This window comes from Paraburkholderia tagetis, from assembly GCF_022213065.1.
GTDB lineage: Bacteria > Pseudomonadota > Gammaproteobacteria > Burkholderiales > Burkholderiaceae > Paraburkholderia > Paraburkholderia tagetis.
Genome location: NZ_JAKLJA010000012.1, coordinates 116,888 through 138,618 on the forward strand (window position 1 = coordinate 116,888; position 21,731 = coordinate 138,618).

Sequence of the window (21,731 nt, forward strand, 5' to 3'; positions counted from 1 at the left end):
ACCACCGTGAACCGATCGCTCTACATCGCCGCCACCGGCATGAACGCCCAGCAGGCGCAAATGGACGTGATCTCCAACAACCTCGCGAACGTGAGCACCAATGGCTTCAAGGGCTCGCGCGCGGTGTTCGAGGACCTCATGTACCAGACGCTGCGCCAGCCGGGCGCGAACTCCACGCAGACCACCGAGCTGCCCTCGGGCAGTCAGGTGGGCACGGGCGTGCAGCAGGTCGCCACCGAGCGTCTCTACACCCAGGGCAACCTGCAGCAGACCGGCAACTCGAAGGATGTGGCCATCAACGGCGCGGGCTTCCTCCAGGTGCAGATGCCCGACGGCACCACGGCCTATACGCGCGACGGCTCGTTTCAGACCAACTCGCAGGGCCAGCTCGTCACGTCGAGCGGCTACCCGGTGCTGCCCACCATCACGGTGCCCGCGAACGCCACCTCGCTCACCATCGGCAGCGATGGCGTGGTGACGGTCACCACGCCGGGCTCGGCGAGCAACACCACCGTCGGCTCGCTGCAACTGGCCATGTTCATCAACCCGGCCGGCTTGCAGAGCAACGGCCAGAACCTGCTCTCCGAAACGGCCTCGTCGGGCGCGCCCACGGTGACCACGCCGGGCCTGAACGGCTCGGGCACGCTCAACCAGGGCTATGTGGAAGCGTCGAACGTGAACGTGGTGCAGGAGCTCGTGAACATGATCGAGACGCAACGCGCCTACGAAATCAACAGCAAGGCGGTCACGACCTCCGACCAGATGCTGCAGACCCTGAGCCAGATGCAGGTTTGAGCGTCGGCTTGAAACACGCAGGCACGCAGGGAAGCAGGCACGTAGCGGCAGTAGCGGCACAAAACTGTACACGCAAGACAGATACGACGAAGGTGAAGGTAAAGGGCATGGGCCAGTCCGTTCGAAACAACTCTCGCAAGCGCGCGGCGCACACGAGCGCACGAGCGAAGCCGCGCGCGTTGGTGGCGGCGCTCGCGCTGGCGATGCTGGCGGGCTGCGCTTATGTACCGTTCCGGCAGCCGATCACCCAGCAGCCGATGACGGCCGTGCCGCCTTCGCCGCCGGTCAACACCTCGCCTGGGTCGATCTACAACCCCGGCTACACGGGGCGGCCGCTTTTCGAAGACCAGCGTCCGCGCAACGTCGGCGACATTCTCACCATCGTCATTTCCGAAAACATCAACGCGACCAAGTCCTCGGGCGCCAATACCAAGCGCGGCGGCAGCACGAACCTCAACGTGCCGACGGCGGGCTTCGCACCGGGCTTCTTCTCGCGCATGAACCTCTCCGCCACGGGCGGCAACCAGTTCGACGCGACGGGCGGCGCGAACGCGTCCAACACTTTCACGGGCGTGATCACCGTGACCGTGACGAACGTGCTGCCCAACGGCAACCTGGTGGTCTCGGGCGAGAAACAGATGCTCATCAACCAGGGCAATGAATTCGTGCGCTTTTCCGGCGTGGTGAATCCGAACACCGTTGCCGGAGACAACTCCGTGCTCTCGACCGATGTGGCCGACGCGAAGATCGAATACTCCGCGAAAGGCGTGATCGACGAAGCCGAGACCATGGGCTGGCTGCAACGCTTTTTCCTGAATCTCGCACCATGGTAAAGACCCGCCGCTTGTTCCGCATACGCCACTCGCGCCGCTCGCGCGTGAAGGACGTGCTCACCGCACTGGGCTTCGTGATCGGTCTCATGTTCGCGTGCGGCGCGCTGCTGGCTTACGCCGCGCCCGCGCATGCCGAGCGCGTGAAGGACCTCGTGTCGATTACCGGCGTGCGCGACAACCCGCTCATCGGCTATGGCCTCGTGGTGGGCCTCGACGGCACCGGCGACCAGACCACCCAGGCGCCTTTCACGACGCAGACGCTCGCGAACATGCTGGCGAACCTGGGCATCTCGATCAACAACACATCGAGCGCGACGGGCTCCTCGCAGACGCTCAACAACATGCAGTTGAAGAACGTCGCGGCCGTGATCGTGACCGCCACGCTGCCGCCGTTCGCGCGGCCCGGCGAGCAGATCGACGTGACCGTTTCCTCGCTCGCCAACGCCAAGAGCATTCGCGGCGGCACGCTGCTGCTCACGCCGCTCAAGGGCGCCGACGGCCAGGTCTATGCGATCGCGCAGGGCAACGTGGCCGTGGGTGGCGCGGGCGCGTCGGCCAACGGCAGCCGGGTGCAGGTGAACCAGCTCGCGGCGGGCCGCATCGCAGGCGGCGCGACCGTCGAGCGCGCGGTGCCATCGCCCGTCACGCAGGCGGGCGGCGTTCTGCAGATGGAAGTCAACGACATGGATTACGACACGACGCAGCGCATCGTGGCGGCGATCAACAACATGTTCGGCCAGGGCATCGCGGCGGCCGTGGATGGCCGCACGATCCAGGTGCGCGGCCCGCTCAATCCGGCGGAGCAAGTGGGTTTTATCGCGCAGATCCAGAATCTCGATGTGCGTCCGGCGCAGCCGGCGGCGAAGGTGATTCTCAACGCGCGCACCGGTTCGATCGTGATGAACCAGATGGTCACGCTCGATAGTTGCGCGGTGGCGCATGGCAATCTCTCGGTGGTCGTGAATACGCAGACGGCGGTGAGTCAGCCGGGTGCGTTCTCGAACGGCACCACGGTGGCGGCGCGCCAGTCGCAGATCCAGTTGAAGCAGGACAATGGGTCGCTCAAGCTCGTGACGGCGGGCGCCAATCTCGCGGAAGTCGTGAAAGCGCTCAATGCGCTTGGCGCGACGCCCGCGGACCTCATGTCGATCCTGCAGGCGATGAAGGCGGCGGGTGCATTGCGCGCCGATCTTCAGATTATTTAAGTTGGGAGGCGTGCTTTCGCGGGGCCTGGTTTTTTGTGTTTCCTGGTTTGTCGCGTTTCCTGGTTTGTCGCGTTTCCTTGTGTTCGTGTCGGTCTATTAGCGTTGCCCCTGTGCGGGGCGGCACCTACTTTTCTTTGCAGCGGCAAAGAAAAGTAGGCAAAAGAAAGCCGCTCAAACCGCTAGTGTGACGCCGTGGACCACTTGCCGTTAATCGGAGCGGTTCCGGAGCGTCTGCCACCACGCGTCGTACCACGGAGTGACCAAGGATTCATACCTCCGGCGGCGCTGCGCGCGCCGTGGGGCATAACCGAAAACCAATGGGATGCATGCGTTTTCGCCAGTGCAGTAGGTGTGGTTTCCCATGCATACCCGACCGCTGCGCGCGTAGCGAGCAGCGGGATGAATGACTCCTTTGTCACTGAGTTTGAAGGTGCGAGGTGACGGATGCTCCGGAACCACTTCGATTAACGGGCAAGAAGTGGACGGCGTCACACTGGCGGTTTGAGCCGCTTTCTTTTGCCTACTTTTCTTTGCGGCTGCAAAGAAAAGTAGGTGCCGCCCCGCACAGGGGCAACGCTAGCAGACCGACACGAACACAAGGAAACGCGAAAAACCAGGAAACGCGAAAAACCAGGAAACGCGAAAAAGCAGCCAACCCAAAAGCCCCATAACCACAACATCGCCCCGATCAAATCTCAAACACGCGCCAGGAAGCCAACATGGATAACGCGAATATCGGCACCAGCCTCGACCTCACGAACCGCTTCGCGCTGGACGTACAGGGCTTCGACTCGCTGCGCGCCGCAGCCAACGCGGCGCCCCAGCAAGGCGTGAAGATGGCCGCGAAGCAGTTCGACGCCGTGTTCACGCAGATGATGCTCAAGAGCATGCGCGACGCGACGCCCGACGACGGCCCGCTCGACTCGAAAGACGGCGCGCAGTTCGTCTCGATGATGGACCAGCAGCTCGCGCAGCAAATGTCGAACAAGGGCATTGGCGTGGCGAACGCCATGATCAAGCAGCTCATGCGCAGCATGGGCGGCGATGCAAGCGGTACGGGGGGCGCGGATGGCGCCGCCGGCATCGCCAACGCCATGTCGGGCATGGCCGGCTCGGGCGGCAGCGGCAACGAAGGCAACATGGCGATGCTGAGCGCGCTTGGCCGCGCCTATGGCAATGCGGCCGCGAACGGCGCGCTCGGGCGGGCCCACGGCTGGGACGCCAACAGCGCGCTCACGCCACCCGTGCACGGCAACGGCGACGAAAAGGTGGACGCCTTCGTGAACAAGCTCGCCAGCGGCGCGCAGCAGGCGAGCGCGGCCACGGGCATCCCGGCGCGCTTCATCGTCGGCCAGGCGGCGCTGGAGTCGGGCTGGGGCAAGCGCGAGATCATGAAGGCGGACGGCTCGACGAGCCACAATGTGTTCGGCATCAAGGCCACCAAGGACTGGACCGGCAAGACCGTCTCGACCATGACGACCGAGTACGTGAACGGCGAGCCGCACCGCGTGGTGGAGAAGTTCCGCGCCTACGACTCATACGACGAGGCCATGACCGACTACGCCAACATGCTCAAGAGCAATCCGCGCTACGCCTCGGTGATCAATAACTCGCGCAGCGCGGAGAGCTTCGCGCACGGCATGCAGCGCGCGGGCTACGCAACCGATCCGCATTACGCGAAAAAGCTCATGTCGATCATGCAGCAGATGGCGTGAGCCCGGAATTTTTATGCGGAACCCCTAAATTTTTTTCTGTGCTTGCCGCTAATGCAGGCGAGGTCCAAAAAAATCAGGGGCGGCAGTAAGCGCCCGGACGGCGCACGGCGGTTTACGCCGCGGCGCGCTGGCATGTTCACGAAATTCCGGCAGGCCGATGAATACCGTTCAGTCGAATCAACAGGAAGCCTCCGAGGGCGAAGTCCCCGACTATGGCCGGCGCAATCCGCTCGAAGTCGGGGTGCAGTTGCGCAACCTCGTCAATCGCGGCGATTTCCTGACCTTGCAATACGGCGGTGGCCAACTGGTCACGCGCATTCTCGAGGTGAACACGCGCGAGCGCACCTTCGTGTTCGACTGGGGCGCCTTGCCCGAGCAGAACCTCGAAGTGCTCGCGTGCGCGCAGTGCCAGTTCCACGCCTCGCCCGACGGCGTGCGGGTGGAGTTCGCCACGGCCGCGCCGCGCGAGACCGAATTCGAAGGCCGCCCCGCGTTCGAGGCCGCTTTCCCCGACGTGCTCTACTACATCCAGCGCCGCGAGTATTTCCGCGTCGATACGCCCGTGCTGGAGCCGTGCCTGTGCCGCGGCGATCTGCCGGCGGCCGGCCAGCGCTTCCAGTTCGAGGTGCACGACCTCTCGCTCGGCGGCCTGGGCCTGCGCACGACGGACGAGCGCGCCGCGACCTTCGAGATGGGCCTGACGATCCCCAACGTCGAACTCGACCTGCGCTCGCACGGCACGCTGCGCGTGGATCTCGCGCTCGCGGTGCTGCGCTTCATCGACTTGCCCAACGGCGAGCGGCGCTATCACCTGGGCTTTCGCTTCGTGGCGCTCCCGGGCGCGGCGGAGAACAGCCTCCAGCGCTACATCACGCAACTCGAAATGAAGCGTCGCACGTTCCTGCGCGCCTGAGCTTCGTCGCGAGGTTTGGCGGGACGCCGCCACGCGTTTGCACGATGCCCCGCGCGGCACGCACAGCCACGTCTCGCACGCCAAACGTTTTCCTCGCGGATTTTTGCCCCGCTCAGAGTCCTGCTTGGGGTCCTGCTCAGGGTCCCGCTTATCGTGCCGCTTTCCACCCGTTTTCCCGGATGCAGGCGCTCAATTTTCGCCCCCCGCTGCCGTTATCACACTGGTTCACCCACGCGGCCTGATCGACCCATTGCCCCGTCGACGCATCGACCGGTAAGTCGCAAAGGCCGCCCATGAGGATCAAGCATGTCCAACATCTTATCGATCGGGCTTTCCGGGTTGCAGGCGGCCCAGATCGGCATAGCCACCGCGGGCGAGAACATCAGCAATTCGTCGACCACGGGCTACAACGTCGAAAACGCGGTCTTCAAGGAAGCGAACGGCCAGTACACGGGCTCGGGCTACATGGGCGGCGGCGTGACCACGGCCACGGTGCAGCGCGCCTATAGCCAGTACCTCACGACTTCGCTGAACAACGCGCAGTCGGGCAACGCGGCGCTCACCGCGTCGTATACGCTCGCCACGCAGCTTTCGAACCTCGTGGGCAGCCCGACCTCGGGCATCGCCACGTCGATCACCAACTTCTTCTCCGGCCTGCAGAACGTCTCGAACTCGCCCGCGAGCATCGCCACGCGCCAGACCGCGCTCTCCGACGCGCAATCGCTCGCCGACCAGATCAACGCCGCCGGCCAGCAGTACGACGCGATGCGCCAGAGCGTGAACACGCAGCTTTCGAACGCCGTCGCGCAGATCAACACCTACACGCAGCAGATCGCGCAGCTCAACACGCAGATCTCGATGGCGAGCAGCGCGGGCCAGCCGCCGAACCAGTTGCTCGACCAGCGCGATCTCGCGATCTCGAATCTCTCGCAGCTCGTGGGCGTGCAGGTCGTGCAAAACAGCGGCGGCGACAGCGTGTTCCTCGGCAACGGCCAGCCGCTCGTGGTGAGCGGGCAGAACTACAACCTCACCACGCAGCCGTCCAGCTCGAACCCGACGGAAACGACCGTGGCCTGGCAGGGCCTGCCGGGCTCGACCGCCAAGGCGGAGCCGCTTTCCAATGCGGCCTTGCAGGGCGGCACCGTGGGCGGCCTCGTCTCGTTCGTGCAGAACACGCTGGACCCGGCGCAAGCGAAACTGGGCGCGATCGCCACCAGCTTCGCCGCGCAGGTGAACCAGCAGAACGCGCTGGGCCTGACGCTCGGCGGCCAGCCGGGCGGCGCGCTCTTTACCGTGAGCGGACCGGTCGTCACGGCAAACCTGAACAACAACCCCGGCAGCACCGGCGCGGTCACGGCCACGCTCACCAACGCCGTGAGCCCGCCCACCGATAACTACACGCTCTCGTATTCGAGCGCGGCGGGCGGCACCTGGACGCTCACCGACACGACAACCAACACCGTGCTCGGCTCGACCACGACCCAGCCGAGCACAAGCAGCCCGTTCGCGCCCAGTGGCTCAGGTCTCTCGATCACCTCGACGGGCACGATGACCGACGGCGATTCGTTCGCGATCCGGCCGACTGCGGGCGCGCTCGACAGCTTCGCCGTCGCGACGGGCGACCCGTCGGCGATCGCGGCCGCCTCGCCGGTGCTCGTCGCGGCGGGCAGCACGAACACGGGCACGGCCACCGTCACGCAGGGCACGGTCAGCGCGGGCTATGCCGTGGCCGCGCCGGGCCTGCAACTGAGCTATGCAGCAGGATCGGGCAGCAGCGGCACGCTCTCGGGCTTCCCGGCAGGCGCCACGGTCTCCGTCACGGTGCCGGGATCGAGCACGCCCACGACGTACACCATCGCGAGCAGCAGCACGACGATCTCCTACGACTCGAGCACGGGCGCAACCATCGCCATCAGCGGGGACGCCAGCGGCACGGCCAACAACGTGAGCTTCACGTTGACGGGCGCGCCCGCGAACGGCGACACCTTCAGCGTCGCGCCGAACACGAGCGGCTCGCAGGACGGGCGCAACGCGCTCGCGCTCGCGAACCTCACTTCGGGCACCGCGTTCACCGACTCGCAGACGCTCACGAACGCGTACTCGAACTACGTGAACACGATCGGCAACACGGCGAGCCAGTTGAAGGCGTCGAGCACCTCGCAGCAATCGCTCGTCACGCAGCTCACGTCGCAGCAGCAGTCGGTGCAGGGTGTGAACCTCGACGAAGAGGCCGCCAAACTGCTGCAGTACCAGCAGCTCTACCAAGCCAACAGCAAGGTGATCCAGACGGCGGCATCGCTGTTCCAGACCCTGCTCGGCGCATTCCAGTGAGGCGCTGAACCATGCGTATCGCGACTTCCCAGCTTTACTCGTCCAACCTGGCATCGATGGAGAACCAGCAATCGCAGCTTCTCCAGGTGCAACAGCAGATCTCGACGGGCGTCTCGCTCTCGAACCCCGCCGACAACCCGCTCGGCGCGGCCCAGGCCGTGCAGCTCTCGGCCACGAGCGCGACGCTCACGCAGTACGCGTCGAACCAGAACATGGCGCTTTCGTCGCTGCAACTCGAAGACTCGACGCTCGGCAGCGTGACGACCACGCTGCAAGCGATCAACCAGCAGATCCAGTCGGCGATCAACGGCGCGCTCAACGACTCCGACCGCCAGGCGCTCGCCAAGCAATTGCAGGGCGAACGCAGCCAGTTGTTCACGCTCGCCAATACCACCGATGGTCAGGGCAACTATCTGTTCTCGGGGTTCAAGAGCACATCACAGGTTTTCACCAACGCGACGGGCGGCGGCGTGACCTATAACGGCGACCTGGGCCAGCGCGTGGTGCAGGTGGGCGGCTCGCGCCAGATCGCGGTGAGCGACACGGGTGCAGCGGTGTTCCTGAGCGTCTCGGCGGTGGGCTCGCAGGCGGTGGCCGAGGGCAGCATGAAGAACACCGGCACCGGCACGATCAGCGGCGTCACGGTGACCGACCCGACCCAGGCCACCAACGGCCACCCGCTTGAGATCCAGTTCGGCACCGACGCCACTACCGGCGCGCTCACGTATTCGGTGATGGACAACTCGACCAGTCCGCCTGTCGCGCTGGCATCGAACCAGCCCTATACGGATGGCTCGCCGATCGGCCTTGGCGCCGCCGGCAAGATCGGCATGAACGTGACGATCTCGGGTACGCCCGTGGCGGGCGATACGTTCTCCGTCACGCCGGCCACGGCGCCGCAGAACAGCAGCGTGTTCACCACCATCGACAATGTGATCGCCGCGCTGCAAGCACCGGTGAACGGCAGCCCGGCTGCGGGCGCCAACCTCACGAACGCGCTGCAGGGCGGGCTCACGGCAATCGGGAATTCGATCTCGAACGTGGTGACGATTCAGGCTTCGGTGGGCGGCAGAGAGCAGGAAGTGAAGGCGCTGCAAACGGTGACTTCGACGAATTCGTTGCAGATGGCTTCGAATCTCAACGATATCGTGAGTACGGATATGACGGCGGCGATTACGCAGTACACGCAGCTTTCCAATGCGCTGACGGCTTCGCAGAAAAGTTTTGCGGCCACTCAGAATCTTTCGCTCTTCCAGTACATCAATCCCTGACGGAAGCTGCCGAGGGGCGGTTTCTCGGCGGTTTCCCGGATCGAGACAGCGGCGGCGCGCCTTTGGCGTGCCGCCGTTTTTTTTAAGGGTTTGCCCGCGCGCTTTTAAGATTCATCTTACGGTCCGCTTTCTTCTGGCCCAATAAAATCTTTGGTCTGCTTACGTTTACTTACATTTAATTACATCTGTTTGCGTAAGCAGTCCGAAGAACTCCCGGCGTGGGAATAGACCATAGCGCCCCCGTCCGGGTAATGAAAAGAACTCGTTACAAGGTCAGGAAATGAGCCACAACAAGTCCATTCGCCAACGCTCTCGAGCGCCACGCCAGCCCGCTTTCCGGCTCGCGATCATGCCCGCCATGCTGACAGCCGCCCTCGGCTATGCGAACAGCGCCGGCGCGGTCGAAGGCGGGGTCGTCGCGGCGGGCAGCGGCACCATCGCGACTCAGGGCGTCAAAACGACGATCAATCAGTCCACCGACCGGATGGTCGTCAACTGGAACAACTTCAATATCGCCCGTGACCAGACCGTGGCGTTCAACCAGCCCAGCGCGACCTCGGCGGTGCTCAACCGCGTGACGGCGGCAGCGCCGACCCAGATCGACGGCGCACTGACGGCGAATGGCCGCGTGTTCGTGGTCAATCCCTCGGGTGTGATGTTCGGCAAGACGTCGCAGGTGAACGTGGGCAGCCTCGTGGCATCGACGCTCAGCGTCGACAGCCAGAAGTTCATGGACGGCGGCGAGCCCGTCACCGGCATCATGAACTTGTCCGCGAACGGCGGTAACGGCGTCGTTTCGAACGACGGTCAAATCAACGCGCGCGAAGCCGTCGTGCTGCTCGGTGCGAAGGCGACCAACCAGGGCACGATTCGCGCGAAGGACGTCACGCTCGGCGCCGCCGACGGCGTGGCCATGCAGATGAACGGCTCCGGCTTCAAGGTCATGCTCGGTCGCGAAGCGCAGAACGCGCTCGCGGCCAATAGCGGCGTGATCACGGCGAACGGCGGCAACATCCAGCTCAACGCCGCGGCAACGGGCGCGATGCTCGCAACGGTGGTGCAGAACTCGGGCACGCTGGAAGCCACGCGCGCCACCTCGGGCGAGGGCGGCTCGATCATTCTCGGCTCGCAACTCGATGGCAACATCAGCGCGGGCGGCCGTATCAACGCGGCGACCGACATGACGATCGGCTCCGCGCCGGTGAATTACCCGCCGTTCCTTTCTCCGTTTAACGCCGACACCGCGCCGAGCGGCGGCGAATACGGCAGCGCCGGCCACAATGTGACCATCGAGAAAGGCGCGTATCTGACCACCTCGCAAGGCTCGGTTTCGATCGGGACCGGCGGCGGCGATGTCGTGTCGAGCGGGCGCATCAGCAGCGGCGGCGATGTCAAGATCGGCGCGGGCGGCGCTGGCGCCGTTGCGCTCAACGAGGCGATCAACGGGCGCAGCGTGGCCGTGCAGGGCGGCACCGGCGTCGACATCAATTCGTGGATTAACGCTTCGACCGGCGATGTATCGATCAAGGCCGATGGTCTGGGCCGGGGCGACCTGAATCAGAACGCGGACGTGAAGGCGTTCAAGGGCTCGGTCAATCTCGCGGGCACCAACGTCACGCAGAAGCAGGGCTACGTCACCTACGCCGGCAACGGCGTGAATATCGGCGCAACCGGCGCGCTTCAGACGGCGCGCATTGACACTGCGGGCGACGTGAAACTCGGCGCGGCGGGTCCGATCAAGGTCACCGACGGCATCAACGGCAGCAGCGTGGCGATGCAGGGCACGGGCGTCGACCTCAATTCGTGGATTACCGCCACGAAGGGCGACGTGTCCGTCAGTTCCAATGGCCTGGGTCAGGGCAACCTGAACCAGAACGCGAACGTGACGGCGAACCTGGGTTCGGTCAACCTCATGGGCGCCAACGTCGTGCAGAAGCGAGGTATCGGCACCTACGCGGGCGATGGCGTGAATATCGGCGCAACCGACACGCTCCAGAGCGCACGCGTGATTGCCAACGGCGATGTCCAGATCGGCGCGACAGGCCCCATTGCGGTCAACGACGCCATCAACGGGCGCAGCGTGGCCGTGCAAGGCACGGGCGTCGACCTCAATTCGTCGATCAACGCCTCGATGGGCGACGTATCGATCAAGGCCGATGGCTTTGGCCAGGGCGATTTGAATCAGAACGCGGAAGTGAAGGCGTTCAAGGGCTTGGTCAACCTCACGGGCACCAACGTCACGCAGAAGCAGGGTTCCGTCACCTACGCCGCCGACGGTGTGAATATCGGCGCAACCGACGCCCTCCAGGCGGCACGGATTGACAGCGCGGGCGATGTGAAACTCGGCGCGGCGGGTCCGATCAAGGTCACCGACGGCATCAACGGCAGCAGCGTGGCAATGCTGGGCACGGGCGTCGATCTCAATTCGTGGGTTCTCGCCTCGACCGGCGATGTCTCCATCAAGGCCGATGACATGATGGGCCAGGGCGACCTGAACCAGAACGCGGACGTGAAGGCGTTCAAGGGCTCGGTCAATCTCGCCGGCACCAACGTCACGCAGAAGCAGGGCTACGTCACCTACGCCGGCAACGGCGTGAATATCGGCGCAACCGGCGCGCTTCAGACGGCACGCATTGACACCGTGGGCGACGTGAAACTCGGCGCGGCGGGTCCGATCAAGGTCACCGACGGCATCAACGGCAGCAGCGTGGCGATGCAGGGCACGGGCGTCGACCTCAATTCGTGGATCACCGCCACGAAGGGCGACGTGTCCATCAAGTCCGATGGCCTGGGTCAGGGCGACCTGAATCAGAACGCGAACGTGACGGCGAACCTGGGCTCGGTCAACCTCACGGGCACTAACATCGTGCAGAAGAAGGGCGTCAGCACCTATGCCGGCAACGGCGTGAATATCGGCGCAACCGGCACGCTCCAGAGCGCACGCGTGATTGCCGGCGGCGACATCCAGATGGGCACGCTGGGCGACGGCGACCTGGCGGTGACCGGTGAGGTCAACGGCGCCAGCGTGGCGATGCAGGGCACGGGCGTCGAGATCACTGCGCCGATTACCGCCACGAAGGGTGACGTATCGATCCAGGCGTTCAACACGAAGCTCGGCGATCTGACGCAGTTCGCGAACGTGACGGCCAACAAGGGTTCGGTCAACCTCATCGGCGGCAACGTCATTCAGACCTCGGGCGTCAATACCGTTGCGGCTCAAGACGTGAACATCGCTGCGGCCGGCGAGCTCCGTGCAGCACGCGTGAGCGGCGGCGGCGACGTCCTGCTCGCGGCGGTTGGCGGCGGCGCCCTGACGACGAACGCGGAGGTCCGGGGGGGCAGCGTGACCATGATGGGCTCGGGCGTCAACATCAATGGGCAGGTTACCGCCACGACGGGCGACGTGCAGGTCCAGGCCGATGGCGCACGGCCCGGCAACCTGAAGCAGTACGCGAACGTGACGGCTAACAAGGGTTCGGTCTACCTCACGGGCTCGAACGTCGTGCAGGACTACGGCGTGAGCACCACGGCGGGCGCGGACGTGAAGATCGGCACCAGCGGAACGCTCCAGGCAGGGCTGCTGAGCGGCAAGACCGTCTCGGTCGAGGGTGACAGTGTCTACCTGCTGCGCGATGTGAATGCCGATGGCGATATCGTCGCTCACGCAACGAATCGTGTTTGCACGGCTGCGGATGCGGGATGCAAGAGCGGTACGAAGGGCGTTTTCCAGCTGGGCAACATCACCAGCCGCAACGGCGGCGTCATGCTGGCCGTCGATCCGGGCGTCTCGATCGATCCGTGGACGGGCGTTCCGACGATCGCCTATACCGGCATGATCGGCCAGTACCCGACGACGCAGACTCGCGCGGCCACCGGCATTGCGCTGCGCGCGGTTGCTGTCGTCGCCGGCAACAACACGGCGGGCAAGTCGATCACGGTGGAGTCCGCGGCCCCGAAGTATCTCGGCAAGCTGTCGGCGCCGACGATCACGTTGCCGACGCCGATCACCCTTAGCGGCCAGTAACGGGCGAGCGCGGCAGCATCGATCGCCGGGCAGTCTCCCGGCGATCGTGGAGACGGGCAGCCGCCCGTCTCCAGCCCGCCCGAGTTGGCCAGGATTGGCCCCGAGTTGGCCCCGAGTTGGCCCGAGTTGGCCCAAATGGGTCGCGTCGATTTGCCCCCCTTGTTTCCCTTCCCACCTTGAAAGTCTCTAACTGGTATCGCGGCCTTTGCCCGCGCCTCGGTCCCGCCTGCCTGCCGTTGCTCGGCCTGGCGGCGTGGCATGTTTCCGCGCAAGCCTTCGAGCCCACCAGCGCCGGCGCATTGATCCGGCAGAACGCCGACACGTCGCGTGGCATCGAAGGCGAGTCCGCGCTCGAGCACGCCCCTGCCTTGCAGCCGTCGGCACCGGCCGGGACGGCTCCCGCCGAAGGCGAGTTGGCTTTCGTCGTCAACGAATTCACTTTTGACGGCGCGCTTTCCGACGCGGAGCAGCAACGTGTCGATGCCTTCCTCGCACCGTGGCGCGGGCGCAGCGTGACGCTCGCGCAATTGCATGCGCTGCGCGACGAACTGACGACAGTGCTGTACAACGGCGGCGAGACGCTCGTGCGCGTGACGCTGCCGCCGCAGACCGTCACGGCGGGCGTCGTGCGCTTTGGCATTGAGCGCGGCCATGTCGAAGCGCTCAAGGTGGAGAACGGCTCGAAGGTATCGACGCCAAGGCTCCAGGCCATCCTGGAGAGTACGAGCGAGACCACGCCAACGCTGCGCGAAATCGAGCGCAATATGCGCGTCGTCGAAGGCATTCCCGGTGTCGGTTCGGTGTCGTCGACGCTCGCGACAGGCACCGAAGCGGGCGGCACGGTCGTCGGTGTCGACGTCACGCCCGCCGACCGCTTTTACGCTGCCGCGACCATCGACAACTCGGGGTCGCGCCAGGCCGGCTGGCGGCGTGTCGGCGTTTCCGGCGGCGTCAACAACGTGCTCGGCCTGGGCGACCAGTTGCAGGGGACCGTCTACTTCACGCCGCGCTTCATGCAGACGAGTTCGGGCGAGGACGGACGAACGCGCCTCGGCCGGTTGTCCTATGACATGCTGACCGGAATTGGTGCGAGCCGTGCCGGCATGGCGTACTCGCACGTGGATTACAAACTTGGCGAGGCGTTCAGTGGCTTGGGCACGGGCAAGGCCGACGTCGCCAGCCTTTATGGTTCCTCGCCGGTGATCCGCACCGCCAACGCGAGTCTCGACCTCGGCGCCAGCATGGAAGCGTGGTTCACGACCGACGAGAGACTCGACAACATCCTCGATAGCCGGCAACGCAATTACGTTGCATCGCTGCGCGCCGACGGCAATTTCTATGGCAAATGGGGCGCGCGGCGCAACGCGACGCAGTACAGCTTCGTGACGAGCTATGGCACGACCACGCAGAAGGAATACGACTACAGCAGCACCCAGCCGCTGTATGTGGACCGCCGGTTCAACTTTCTGAAGATCGAGCCTTCCGCCACCTACATTCAGGCGCTGACGTCGACCACGCAAGCGACGCTCGCGGTGCATGGCCAGTGGGCCAGCCGCAGCCTGAACGGCTCGCAGCGGCTTGGCCTGGGCGGACCGTCGGCGGTGCGCGCGTACGACCAGAACGCCGCTTCCGTTGACGATGGCGTGATTGTTTCCGTCGGCGTGAGCCAGTTCATCCCGCCTCTGCCGGGTGCTGCGGTGCAGGTTTTTTATGACGATGCGCGCGGCCGGATCCGCAGCGATGGCCCCATGGCGGGGGCTTCGGTGCGATTGCAGGGTTACGGGATCGGCGCGAGCTATTCAGGCAAGCGCGTGTCGGCGCAGATCAGCTATGCGATGCGGACGGGACCTGCCCCCGAGCATGCGGCGCGTCAGCAGACGTGGGTGACGCTCACGGCTTCGATCTAACGGTGCGAGGGTCGTGGCGTTGCATACGCTTCACGGCCCCGGCCGCAACCCCGCCGCCACGCGCCCCATCTGCTCGATTCCACCGTCAAACAAGCGCGCAAAGTAAGGAATCAGATTCGGCATCATCAACTGAATCAGCAGCAACCCCACGAGCATGGTGAGCGCAAACCCGATCTGAAAAATACCAATCTGCGGCGCCGCGCGATTCAGAATGCCGAGTGAGATGTTCGTGATAAGTAATGCCACCACCACCGGCAGCGAGAGCAGCAACCCGCCGTTAAACACCGTCGCGCCCCAGCCCGCAATCAACCTGTAGCCATTTCCCGAAAGCACATTGGCCGACACTGGCACGCTATGAAACGTCTCGATTAGCGCGGCAATCATCTGCAAATGCCCGTCGAAGACGAGAAACGCGAGCATCGCCATGACATTGAGCCAGGACGAAAGCGCGGGCGTGGACGTATTGGCCTGCGGATCGAAGAACGAAGCAAAACCCAGCCCCATCCCCAGACCCATCAAATCGCCCGCCGCCGTCACCACGGCAAACACGATCTGCATCGTAAAACCCAGCGCCGCGCCGATCAGAAACTGATTGACCAGAATCCACACGCCTTCGGCCGAAAACACTGTGACCTGCGGCATGGCGCCAAGCGTGGGCGCGACGATGAGCGTCACGAACGCGGCCAGCGCGATCTTTACGCGCGTGGGCACGGAGCGATGGCCGATCACGGGCGCCACGGCCACCAGCGCGAGAATGCGCGTGAACGGCCAGAGGAACGCGGTGAGCCAGAGATTGAGCTGCGCGTAGGTGACGGTGAACATCGTGTGAGCGTCAGGGGCACCAAAATCGCCGAATGCGCGAGAGACGAAAGAGACGAAAGATACGGAAGATAAAAACCGGCGCTCAACCCGCGAGCGACGGAATGCTCGCGAAGATGCGATGCATGTAATCGAGCATGGTCGTGAGCATCCACGGCCCGGCAATCACGAGCGTCACCGCAATCGCGATGAGCTTGGGAATAAACGAGAGCGTGCTTTCGTTGATTTGCGTGGCCGCCTGAAAGAGGCTCACCACGAGGCCCACCACGAGCGACACCAGCAACAGCGGCGCAGCCAGCAGCAACGCCACATACATGGCCTCGTGCGAAAGGGTCATGACGGTTTCGGGCGTCATAGCGATCTCCTTGGGTAAAGCGCCTCAGGTGAAGCTCTGCGCGAGCGAGCCGATCAGCAGTTGCCAGCCATCCACGAGCACGAACAGCATGAGCTTGAACGGCAGCGAGATCGTTGCGGGCGACACCATCATCATGCCCATCGACATCAGCACGCTCGCCACCACCATATCGATGATGAGAAACGGAATGAAGATCGTGAAGCCGATCTGAAAACCGGTCTTCAATTCGCTCGTGACGAACGAAGGCACGAGCAGCGTGAGCGGCACGTCCTCGGGGCCCTGCATGGGCGCCGCGTGCGAGATGCGCGCGAACAGCGCGAGGTCGGACTCGCGGGTCTGGCGCAGCATGAAGGTCTTGAAGGGCGCGACGCCGCGCGCCACCGCTTCGTCCATCGAGATCGCGCCGGCGGCGAACGGTTTGTAGCCGTCGTTATACGCCTTGTCGAGCACCGGCGACATCACGAACAGCGTGAGAAACAGCGCGAGACCCACGAGCACCTGGTTGGGCGGCGTGGTGGTGGTGCCGAGCGCCTGGCGCAGCAGCGAGAGCACGATGATGATGCGCGTGAAGCTCGTCATCATCAGCACCATCGCGGGCAGGAACGACAGCATCGTGAGCAGCAGCATCGTCTGCACGCTCAGCGAATAGGTGGTGCCGCCGTTCGGGCCCGGGCTCGTGTTGAACGCGGGCAGGCCTTGCGGCTGCGCCGCTGTTTGCGCGTGCGCGAGATGCGGCAGCAAAAGCGCCACGGCGAGCACGCCGAGCACCAGCGCGACCGGCAAGGCCGCGCGCGAGATTCTCGCGATCGAGGAAGTGCGCGCGCGCGCGTGGCCGCCCGCGAGCGCGTCAGGAAGGGTGCTGCCGTGCATTTACTGCGCTCCGCCGTCGTGACGCTTGAAACGTTTGCCTGCTTCGTGTTTCAGCGCGTCGCGAAAGCGCTGTCCGAAGGTGTTGCCGCTCGTGCCCTGGAGGGCGGCGGGGCCGGCCGAATCGCGCGTAGCCGCGCCAGCAGTGGCGGGCAACTCGCCCGCGGGCATCGTGTGCAGGAGGCGCACATTGCCGGGTGCGGCGCCCAGCACGAGCCAGGTGTCGCCAATCTCGACCACGGCCACGCGCTCCTTGCCGCCGAGCGAGGCGCCGCCCACGGTCTTCACGAGCGCGCTCCTGGGACCGTGCTGGAGCCCCAGGCGCCGCGCGAGCCATGCGCAGCCGAACACCACGCCAATCACGAGCGCGAGGCCGAACACCGTTTGCAGCACCGCGCCGAAGCCGAGCGACGGCACCGCGCTGCCAGCGATCACGCCAGAGGCGCTCGATGCCGGGCGCGAGGCCTCGTTCACGGCCTGGTTCAGGGTCTGAAGGTCGGCGGCCTGCGCGGGCGTGGCGGCGAGCCAGGCGCATGCGCATGACACTGCAAATGCACATGCAAAGGCGACTGCGTTGGCCCGCGCGAAGCCGGATGCGACCAGGCGTTTCATCGATTCAGCTTCCGGATGCGCTCGGAGGGCGTGATGATGTCAGTCAGGCGGATGCCGAACTTGTCGTTCACCACCACCACTTCGCCCTGAGCGATGAGGCAGCCGTTCACGAGCACGTCCATCGGCTCGCCGGCGAGGCCGTCGAGCTCCACCACCGAGCCCTGCGCGAGTTGCAGCAGGTTGCGGATGGCGATCTTGGTGCGCCCCAGTTCGACGGTCATCTGGACGGGAATGTCCAGAATCATGTCGATGTCGTTGCGCGTCGATCCCGAATCGACTTTCGAGAGCGGCTGGAACACGGCGGCGGGCTGCGCGGCCACTTCGTGGCTTTCGTGGCCGTTCTGCTCGGCGAGCGCGGCGGCCCAATCGTCCATGGCGTCCATGGCGTCCGCCGCCTCCGCTGCGCCTGCCGCGCTTGCTGAGGCTTGCTGGCCCGGTTCGAGCACGGGCTCGCTTCCTTGCGTGGCGTTCACGTCACTCATATCCACCTTCCTTCATCGTGTCGGCTGCGCTGATCATCTTCTGGACCCGCAACGCGTATTGACCATTGAAAATTCCGTAGCCGCATTCCATCACCGGCACGCCGTCCACCTTGGCGACGATGTGCTCGGGAATATTCATCGGCAGCACGTCGCCCTTCTTCATGTTCAGGATCTGCTCGAACGTGACCGGCACGTGCGCGAGATCGGCGGTCAGCTCCACTTCGGCGGCCTGCACCTGCTGCGAGAGCACGCGCACCCAGCGGCGGTCCACGTCGAGCACTTCGCCTTGCAGCGGCGAGGCGAGCACATCGCGGATCGGCTCGATCATCGAGTAGGGCATGCAGATGTGCAGCGTGCCGCCTGTCGTGCCGAACTCGATCGAAAACTGCGTGACGATCACGATCTCGTTGGGCGTCGCGACGTTGGCGAACTGCGTGTGCATTTCCGAGCGCACGTGCTCGAACGTGAGCGGGCGCACGCTCTTCCACGCCGTGGTGTAGTGATCGAACACGAGACTGAGCAGCTTGCTGATGATGCGCTGCTCGGTTTGCGTGAAGTCGCGGCCTTCGACGCGCGTGTGAAAGCGCCCGTCGCCGCCGAACAGGTTGTCCACCACGAAGAACACGAGGTTCGGGTCGAACACGAAGAGCGAGGTGCCGCGCAGCGGCTTCACGTGCACGAGGTTCAGGTTCGTCGGGATCGGCAGATTGCGCGTGAACTCGCTGTACTTCTGCACGCGCACGGGGCCGACGGAAATCTCGGCGGTGCGGCGCATGAAGTTGAAGATGCCCACGCGCATGAGACGCGCGAAACGCTCGTTGATGATTTCGAGGCCGGGCATGCGCCCGCGCACGATGCGTTCTTGCGTCGCGATGTTGTACGGACGCACGCCCTGCTTTTCGGTCTGCGTGGCCTCGGTGTCGACTTCGCCGGTGACGCCTTTGAGGAGGGCATCGACCTCCTCCTGCGACATGAACTCGTCGTGACCCATGCTCATGATGCAAGGCTCCGGATTGGCTGCGCGCGGCCCGCGCATGTGCAGGCGGCATGCGGGCGGACGCGCGGGTTCATGTTGAGCGTGTTCATGCTGTGCTTACTGCACGACGAATTCGGTGAACAGCACGTCATCGACCTTGGCGGGCGTGGCGCGCGGGTCGGAGGGCTGCGCGATGATCGTGGCGAGCTCGCCCGCGAGCGCGCGCTTGCCGTCGAGCGGCGCGAGATCGGACGGATGCTTGTTCGAGAGCGCGAGCAGCACGCGGCTGCGGATCTCGGGCATGTGCGCGACGAGCGCGTCCTGGGTGGCCTGGCTGTCGAGCTTGAGCGTGAGACCGATGCGCAGATAGTGCGCTTCGCCGTCGTCGGATTGCAGGTTGACGGTCATCGGCTCGAGCGCGTAGTAGACGGGCGCGGCGGGCAGCGGCAGCGCGCTCGCGGCGGCAGGGGCGCTGGCCGCGTGGCGCGACATGAAGAACCAGACGCCGCCGCCCGCCGCGCCAGCGGCAAGAATCGCGATGAGCACGATAAGAAGGATGCGCTTCAGCGGTCCGGGTTGCGCGCCCTGGGGCGCGGCTTGCTGGGTTGCGGTCGTGGTCGCCATGTCGGTCGTGAGTCTGGGGTGGTGCGGATGTCGGGGCCGGGCGGTGCGCGCTGCTTCGTTGCCGCTCGCCAGGCCGCGCGCTCGTATTTATTTCGGCAGCCTGCATTGTTCCGGCTTTTGCGCTACGGCGATGGGAGGAATAGACGGGGGATTTGCAGCTATCTCCTGGTTTTGTGCGGCGCAAGCGTGCGCCGTGGCCGTGCGTAGCCATGCGCGGCGGGTCGGATGCGCGTGGTAGGGATGTGCGCGGGCGCGCGGCGTGAAGGCTTGCGCAACGCTGGCGCGGTCGCGCTGGCCGCTGGCCCGGCGCTTTAGCGCACGGAAGTCCGTGCGCGGCCGTATGCGCCTTGCGGCGCGAGTGGTGTCATACGCTTCACGCAAACGTATCGATCAAGCCCACGGTACGTTGCGTGACCGTAGCGGGGGTGCTTGCGGCGCTGTCCGCACCGCCTGCCGCGCCGATGCCGGCCACGCCAGCCGAACGCGACGCGCGCGAACCGCCCGAGCCCGAACCGCTGCCGTTGTCTTGCTGCGCCTGCTGGTTCATCTGGCGCGAGAAGCCGTCGCTCACGCTCGCGCTGCCAAGGCCGATGCCGCTCTGCTGCATCTGCTCGCGCAGCTTCGGCAGTGCGGCCTCCACCGCCTCGCGCACCTGCTGGTGCTGCGAGACGAACAGTGCGTGCGCATGGTTGTCGGCGACTTGCAGCACGACTTGCAGCGGCCCAAGGTCCTTGGGATTGAGCGTGAGTTCCGCCGACTGTTGGTGTGCGTTCGAGAGGAACACCACCTTCTGGCTGAGCGCGTCATCCCAGCCCGGCGTGCCCACTTGCGGGGCGAGCGCGGCGGACGCCGCAGCCGTTGCGGCCGGGTTGATGTTCGCGCTCTGGGCAGCCTGGGTCGCCTGGGCCTGCGCTGCTGCTGCGGCGGCGGCCTGGGTCGCGGCCTGATTAGCTGCCTGGTTAGCCGCCTGGTTTGCGGCGAGGGCGTCGGTGGCGTTGTTCGATGCGGCCGGTTGCGCGGAGGTGGCCTGCTGCGCGGCCGTCGCAAGCGCGGCATTGGCGTTTTGCGTGCCCGCATCCTGCGCCGTGGCGGCCCCGGACTTCGCGGCGCCGTTGGCGGCGTTCTTGTCGTCGATGCCGGCGCCCAGCGTTTTCGCCTTAGCCTGCGCGCCCATGTGCGCCGCGAAGCTGCCCGCGATGGTCGAATTCGCCGCCGCAGCGCCCTGAGCCGCACCTTGTGCGGCACCCGCTTGCGTGTTCAGCGTGGCCGCGCCGCCGCGCAGCGTCGCGAGCGCGGCGTGCAGCGCGTCGCTCACCGATTTCGGGTCGCTGCTGGCGGTGCCTGTGCCTGTGCCGTCACCCGCCGTGCCGTTGGTGCCATTGGCGCCGTTCGCATCGGCACTCGCGCCCGCTGCCCCGGCCGCTGCGGAGGCAACGCTGGCGAGCGTGGCGTCGACTGCCTGCGCGGCGGCGTCGCCAGCGCCTTGGGCCTGCTGCGCCGCCTGCTGGGCCTGCTGTGCTGCCTGCTGCGCCTGAACCTGCGCCGCGGCGGCCTGCGAGCCGGCGGCTTCGGCCTGCTTCTGGCGCGCGTAGGCGTCGTCGGCGCGGTGATCGACATTCGGTGCGTTCTGCACGCCCTGCGCCGAAGCGCCATTACCGGACTGTTGCCCTGCGGGTGTCCCTTGTGTCCCTTGTGTCCCTGGTGCCGCCGGTGTCGATTGCGCCGATTGCACCGATTGCGAAGCGCGCTGCGCCGCCACCGCGCCGCCATGAGCCAGCGAAGCCTGCGCATCCTGCCGCGCGGCGCTGGCTTGCGGGACCGCGATGTTCCGCGCGCTTTGCGCCGAGATGCTTTGCTGCAGCGTCTGCGCGAAGCCGCTGCGCGCGAGGTCGGAAGGGCTCGTGCCGTTGCTGGCCACGTTGCTGGCCCCGTTGCTGGATGCGCCCGTGGCGGCATCCACGGCGGCGCCGAGCAACGAACTGACTGCGGATAGAAGCGACAT

General features: G+C 65.6%; 17 protein-coding genes. 9 read left to right on the forward strand and 8 right to left on the reverse strand.

The window, feature by feature from the left end:
• The first annotated feature begins 6 nt into the window (after nt 1-6).
• The 9 genes from flgG to L5014_RS16755 all read left to right on the forward strand — a co-directional run bounded on the left by flgG (nt 7) and on the right by L5014_RS16755 (nt 14,994).
• Nucleotides 7-795: a flagellar basal-body rod protein FlgG gene (gene flgG, locus L5014_RS16715; RefSeq protein ID WP_238464838.1), complete on the forward strand. Its 789-nt coding sequence runs from the start codon at nt 7-9 to the stop codon at nt 793-795.
• Nucleotides 796-998: 203 nt separating this feature from the next.
• Nucleotides 999-1,628 (forward strand): flagellar basal body L-ring protein FlgH, encoded by a 630-nt coding sequence (locus tag L5014_RS16720; protein ID WP_238464901.1) that lies wholly within the window; start codon nt 999-1,001, stop codon nt 1,626-1,628.
• Nucleotides 1,629-1,714: 86 nt separating this feature from the next.
• A complete protein-coding gene (locus L5014_RS16725) occupies nt 1,715-2,833 on the forward strand; it encodes a flagellar basal body P-ring protein FlgI (RefSeq protein ID WP_238464902.1) in 1,119 nt (372 codons plus the stop codon).
• A gap of 719 nt (nt 2,834-3,552) precedes the next feature.
• The gene (flgJ, locus tag L5014_RS16730) at nt 3,553-4,548 is read left to right on the forward strand and encodes a flagellar assembly peptidoglycan hydrolase FlgJ (RefSeq protein ID WP_238464839.1); all 996 of its coding nucleotides are present in this window, start codon (nt 3,553-3,555) and stop codon (nt 4,546-4,548) included.
• 157 nt (nt 4,549-4,705) lie between these two features.
• Nucleotides 4,706-5,461 (forward strand): flagellar brake protein, encoded by a 756-nt coding sequence (locus L5014_RS16735; RefSeq protein ID WP_238464840.1) that lies wholly within the window; start codon nt 4,706-4,708, stop codon nt 5,459-5,461.
• A gap of 306 nt (nt 5,462-5,767) precedes the next feature.
• On the forward strand, nt 5,768-7,792 hold the full coding sequence (gene flgK, locus L5014_RS16740; RefSeq protein WP_238464841.1) for a flagellar hook-associated protein FlgK: 2,025 nt from the start codon (nt 5,768-5,770) through the stop codon (nt 7,790-7,792).
• A gap of 11 nt (nt 7,793-7,803) precedes the next feature.
• Nucleotides 7,804-9,063 carry a flagellar hook-associated protein FlgL gene (gene flgL / locus L5014_RS16745; protein WP_238464842.1) on the forward strand — a complete coding sequence of 420 codons (1,260 nt, stop codon included), beginning with the start codon at nt 7,804-7,806 and terminating at the stop codon, nt 9,061-9,063.
• Nucleotides 9,064-9,421: 358 nt separating this feature from the next.
• Nucleotides 9,422-13,087 (forward strand): beta strand repeat-containing protein, encoded by a 3,666-nt coding sequence (locus tag L5014_RS16750; protein WP_238464843.1) that lies wholly within the window; start codon nt 9,422-9,424, stop codon nt 13,085-13,087.
• Nucleotides 13,088-13,263: 176 nt separating this feature from the next.
• Nucleotides 13,264-14,994, forward strand: a complete 1,731-nt coding sequence (locus L5014_RS16755; RefSeq protein ID WP_238464844.1) for a ShlB/FhaC/HecB family hemolysin secretion/activation protein — start codon at nt 13,264-13,266, stop codon at nt 14,992-14,994.
• A 30-nt stretch (nt 14,995-15,024) separates the two neighbouring features.
• Here the strand turns inward: L5014_RS16755 and fliR are convergent, their stop codons facing one another.
• The 8 genes from fliR to L5014_RS16795 form a co-directional block, all read right to left on the reverse strand.
• Nucleotides 15,025-15,816, reverse strand: a complete 792-nt coding sequence (fliR, locus tag L5014_RS16760; protein WP_238464845.1) for a flagellar biosynthetic protein FliR — start codon at nt 15,814-15,816, stop codon at nt 15,025-15,027.
• Nucleotides 15,817-15,898: 82 nt separating this feature from the next.
• The gene (gene fliQ / locus L5014_RS16765) at nt 15,899-16,168 is read right to left on the reverse strand and encodes a flagellar biosynthesis protein FliQ (protein ID WP_238464846.1); all 270 of its coding nucleotides are present in this window, start codon (nt 16,166-16,168) and stop codon (nt 15,899-15,901) included.
• A 24-nt stretch (nt 16,169-16,192) separates the two neighbouring features.
• Nucleotides 16,193-17,038, reverse strand: a complete 846-nt coding sequence (gene fliP / locus L5014_RS16770) for a flagellar type III secretion system pore protein FliP (protein WP_238464847.1) — start codon at nt 17,036-17,038, stop codon at nt 16,193-16,195.
• On the reverse strand, nt 17,039-17,647 hold the full coding sequence (gene fliO / locus L5014_RS16775; protein WP_238464848.1) for a flagellar biosynthetic protein FliO: 609 nt from the start codon (nt 17,645-17,647) through the stop codon (nt 17,039-17,041). It lies immediately after the preceding gene.
• A complete protein-coding gene (fliN, locus tag L5014_RS16780) occupies nt 17,644-18,129 on the reverse strand; it encodes a flagellar motor switch protein FliN (protein ID WP_238464849.1) in 486 nt (161 codons plus the stop codon). The genes fliO and fliN overlap by 4 nt, the downstream gene beginning before the upstream one ends.
• On the reverse strand, nt 18,122-19,120 hold the full coding sequence (fliM, locus tag L5014_RS16785) for a flagellar motor switch protein FliM (RefSeq protein WP_238464903.1): 999 nt from the start codon (nt 19,118-19,120) through the stop codon (nt 18,122-18,124). The genes fliN and fliM overlap by 8 nt, the downstream gene beginning before the upstream one ends.
• Nucleotides 19,121-19,222: 102 nt before the next feature.
• A complete protein-coding gene (gene fliL / locus L5014_RS16790) occupies nt 19,223-19,729 on the reverse strand; it encodes a flagellar basal body-associated protein FliL (RefSeq protein WP_238464850.1) in 507 nt (168 codons plus the stop codon).
• Nucleotides 19,730-20,102: 373 nt separating this feature from the next.
• The gene (locus L5014_RS16795; RefSeq protein ID WP_238464851.1) at nt 20,103-21,731 is read right to left on the reverse strand and encodes a flagellar hook-length control protein FliK; all 1,629 of its coding nucleotides are present in this window, start codon (nt 21,729-21,731) and stop codon (nt 20,103-20,105) included.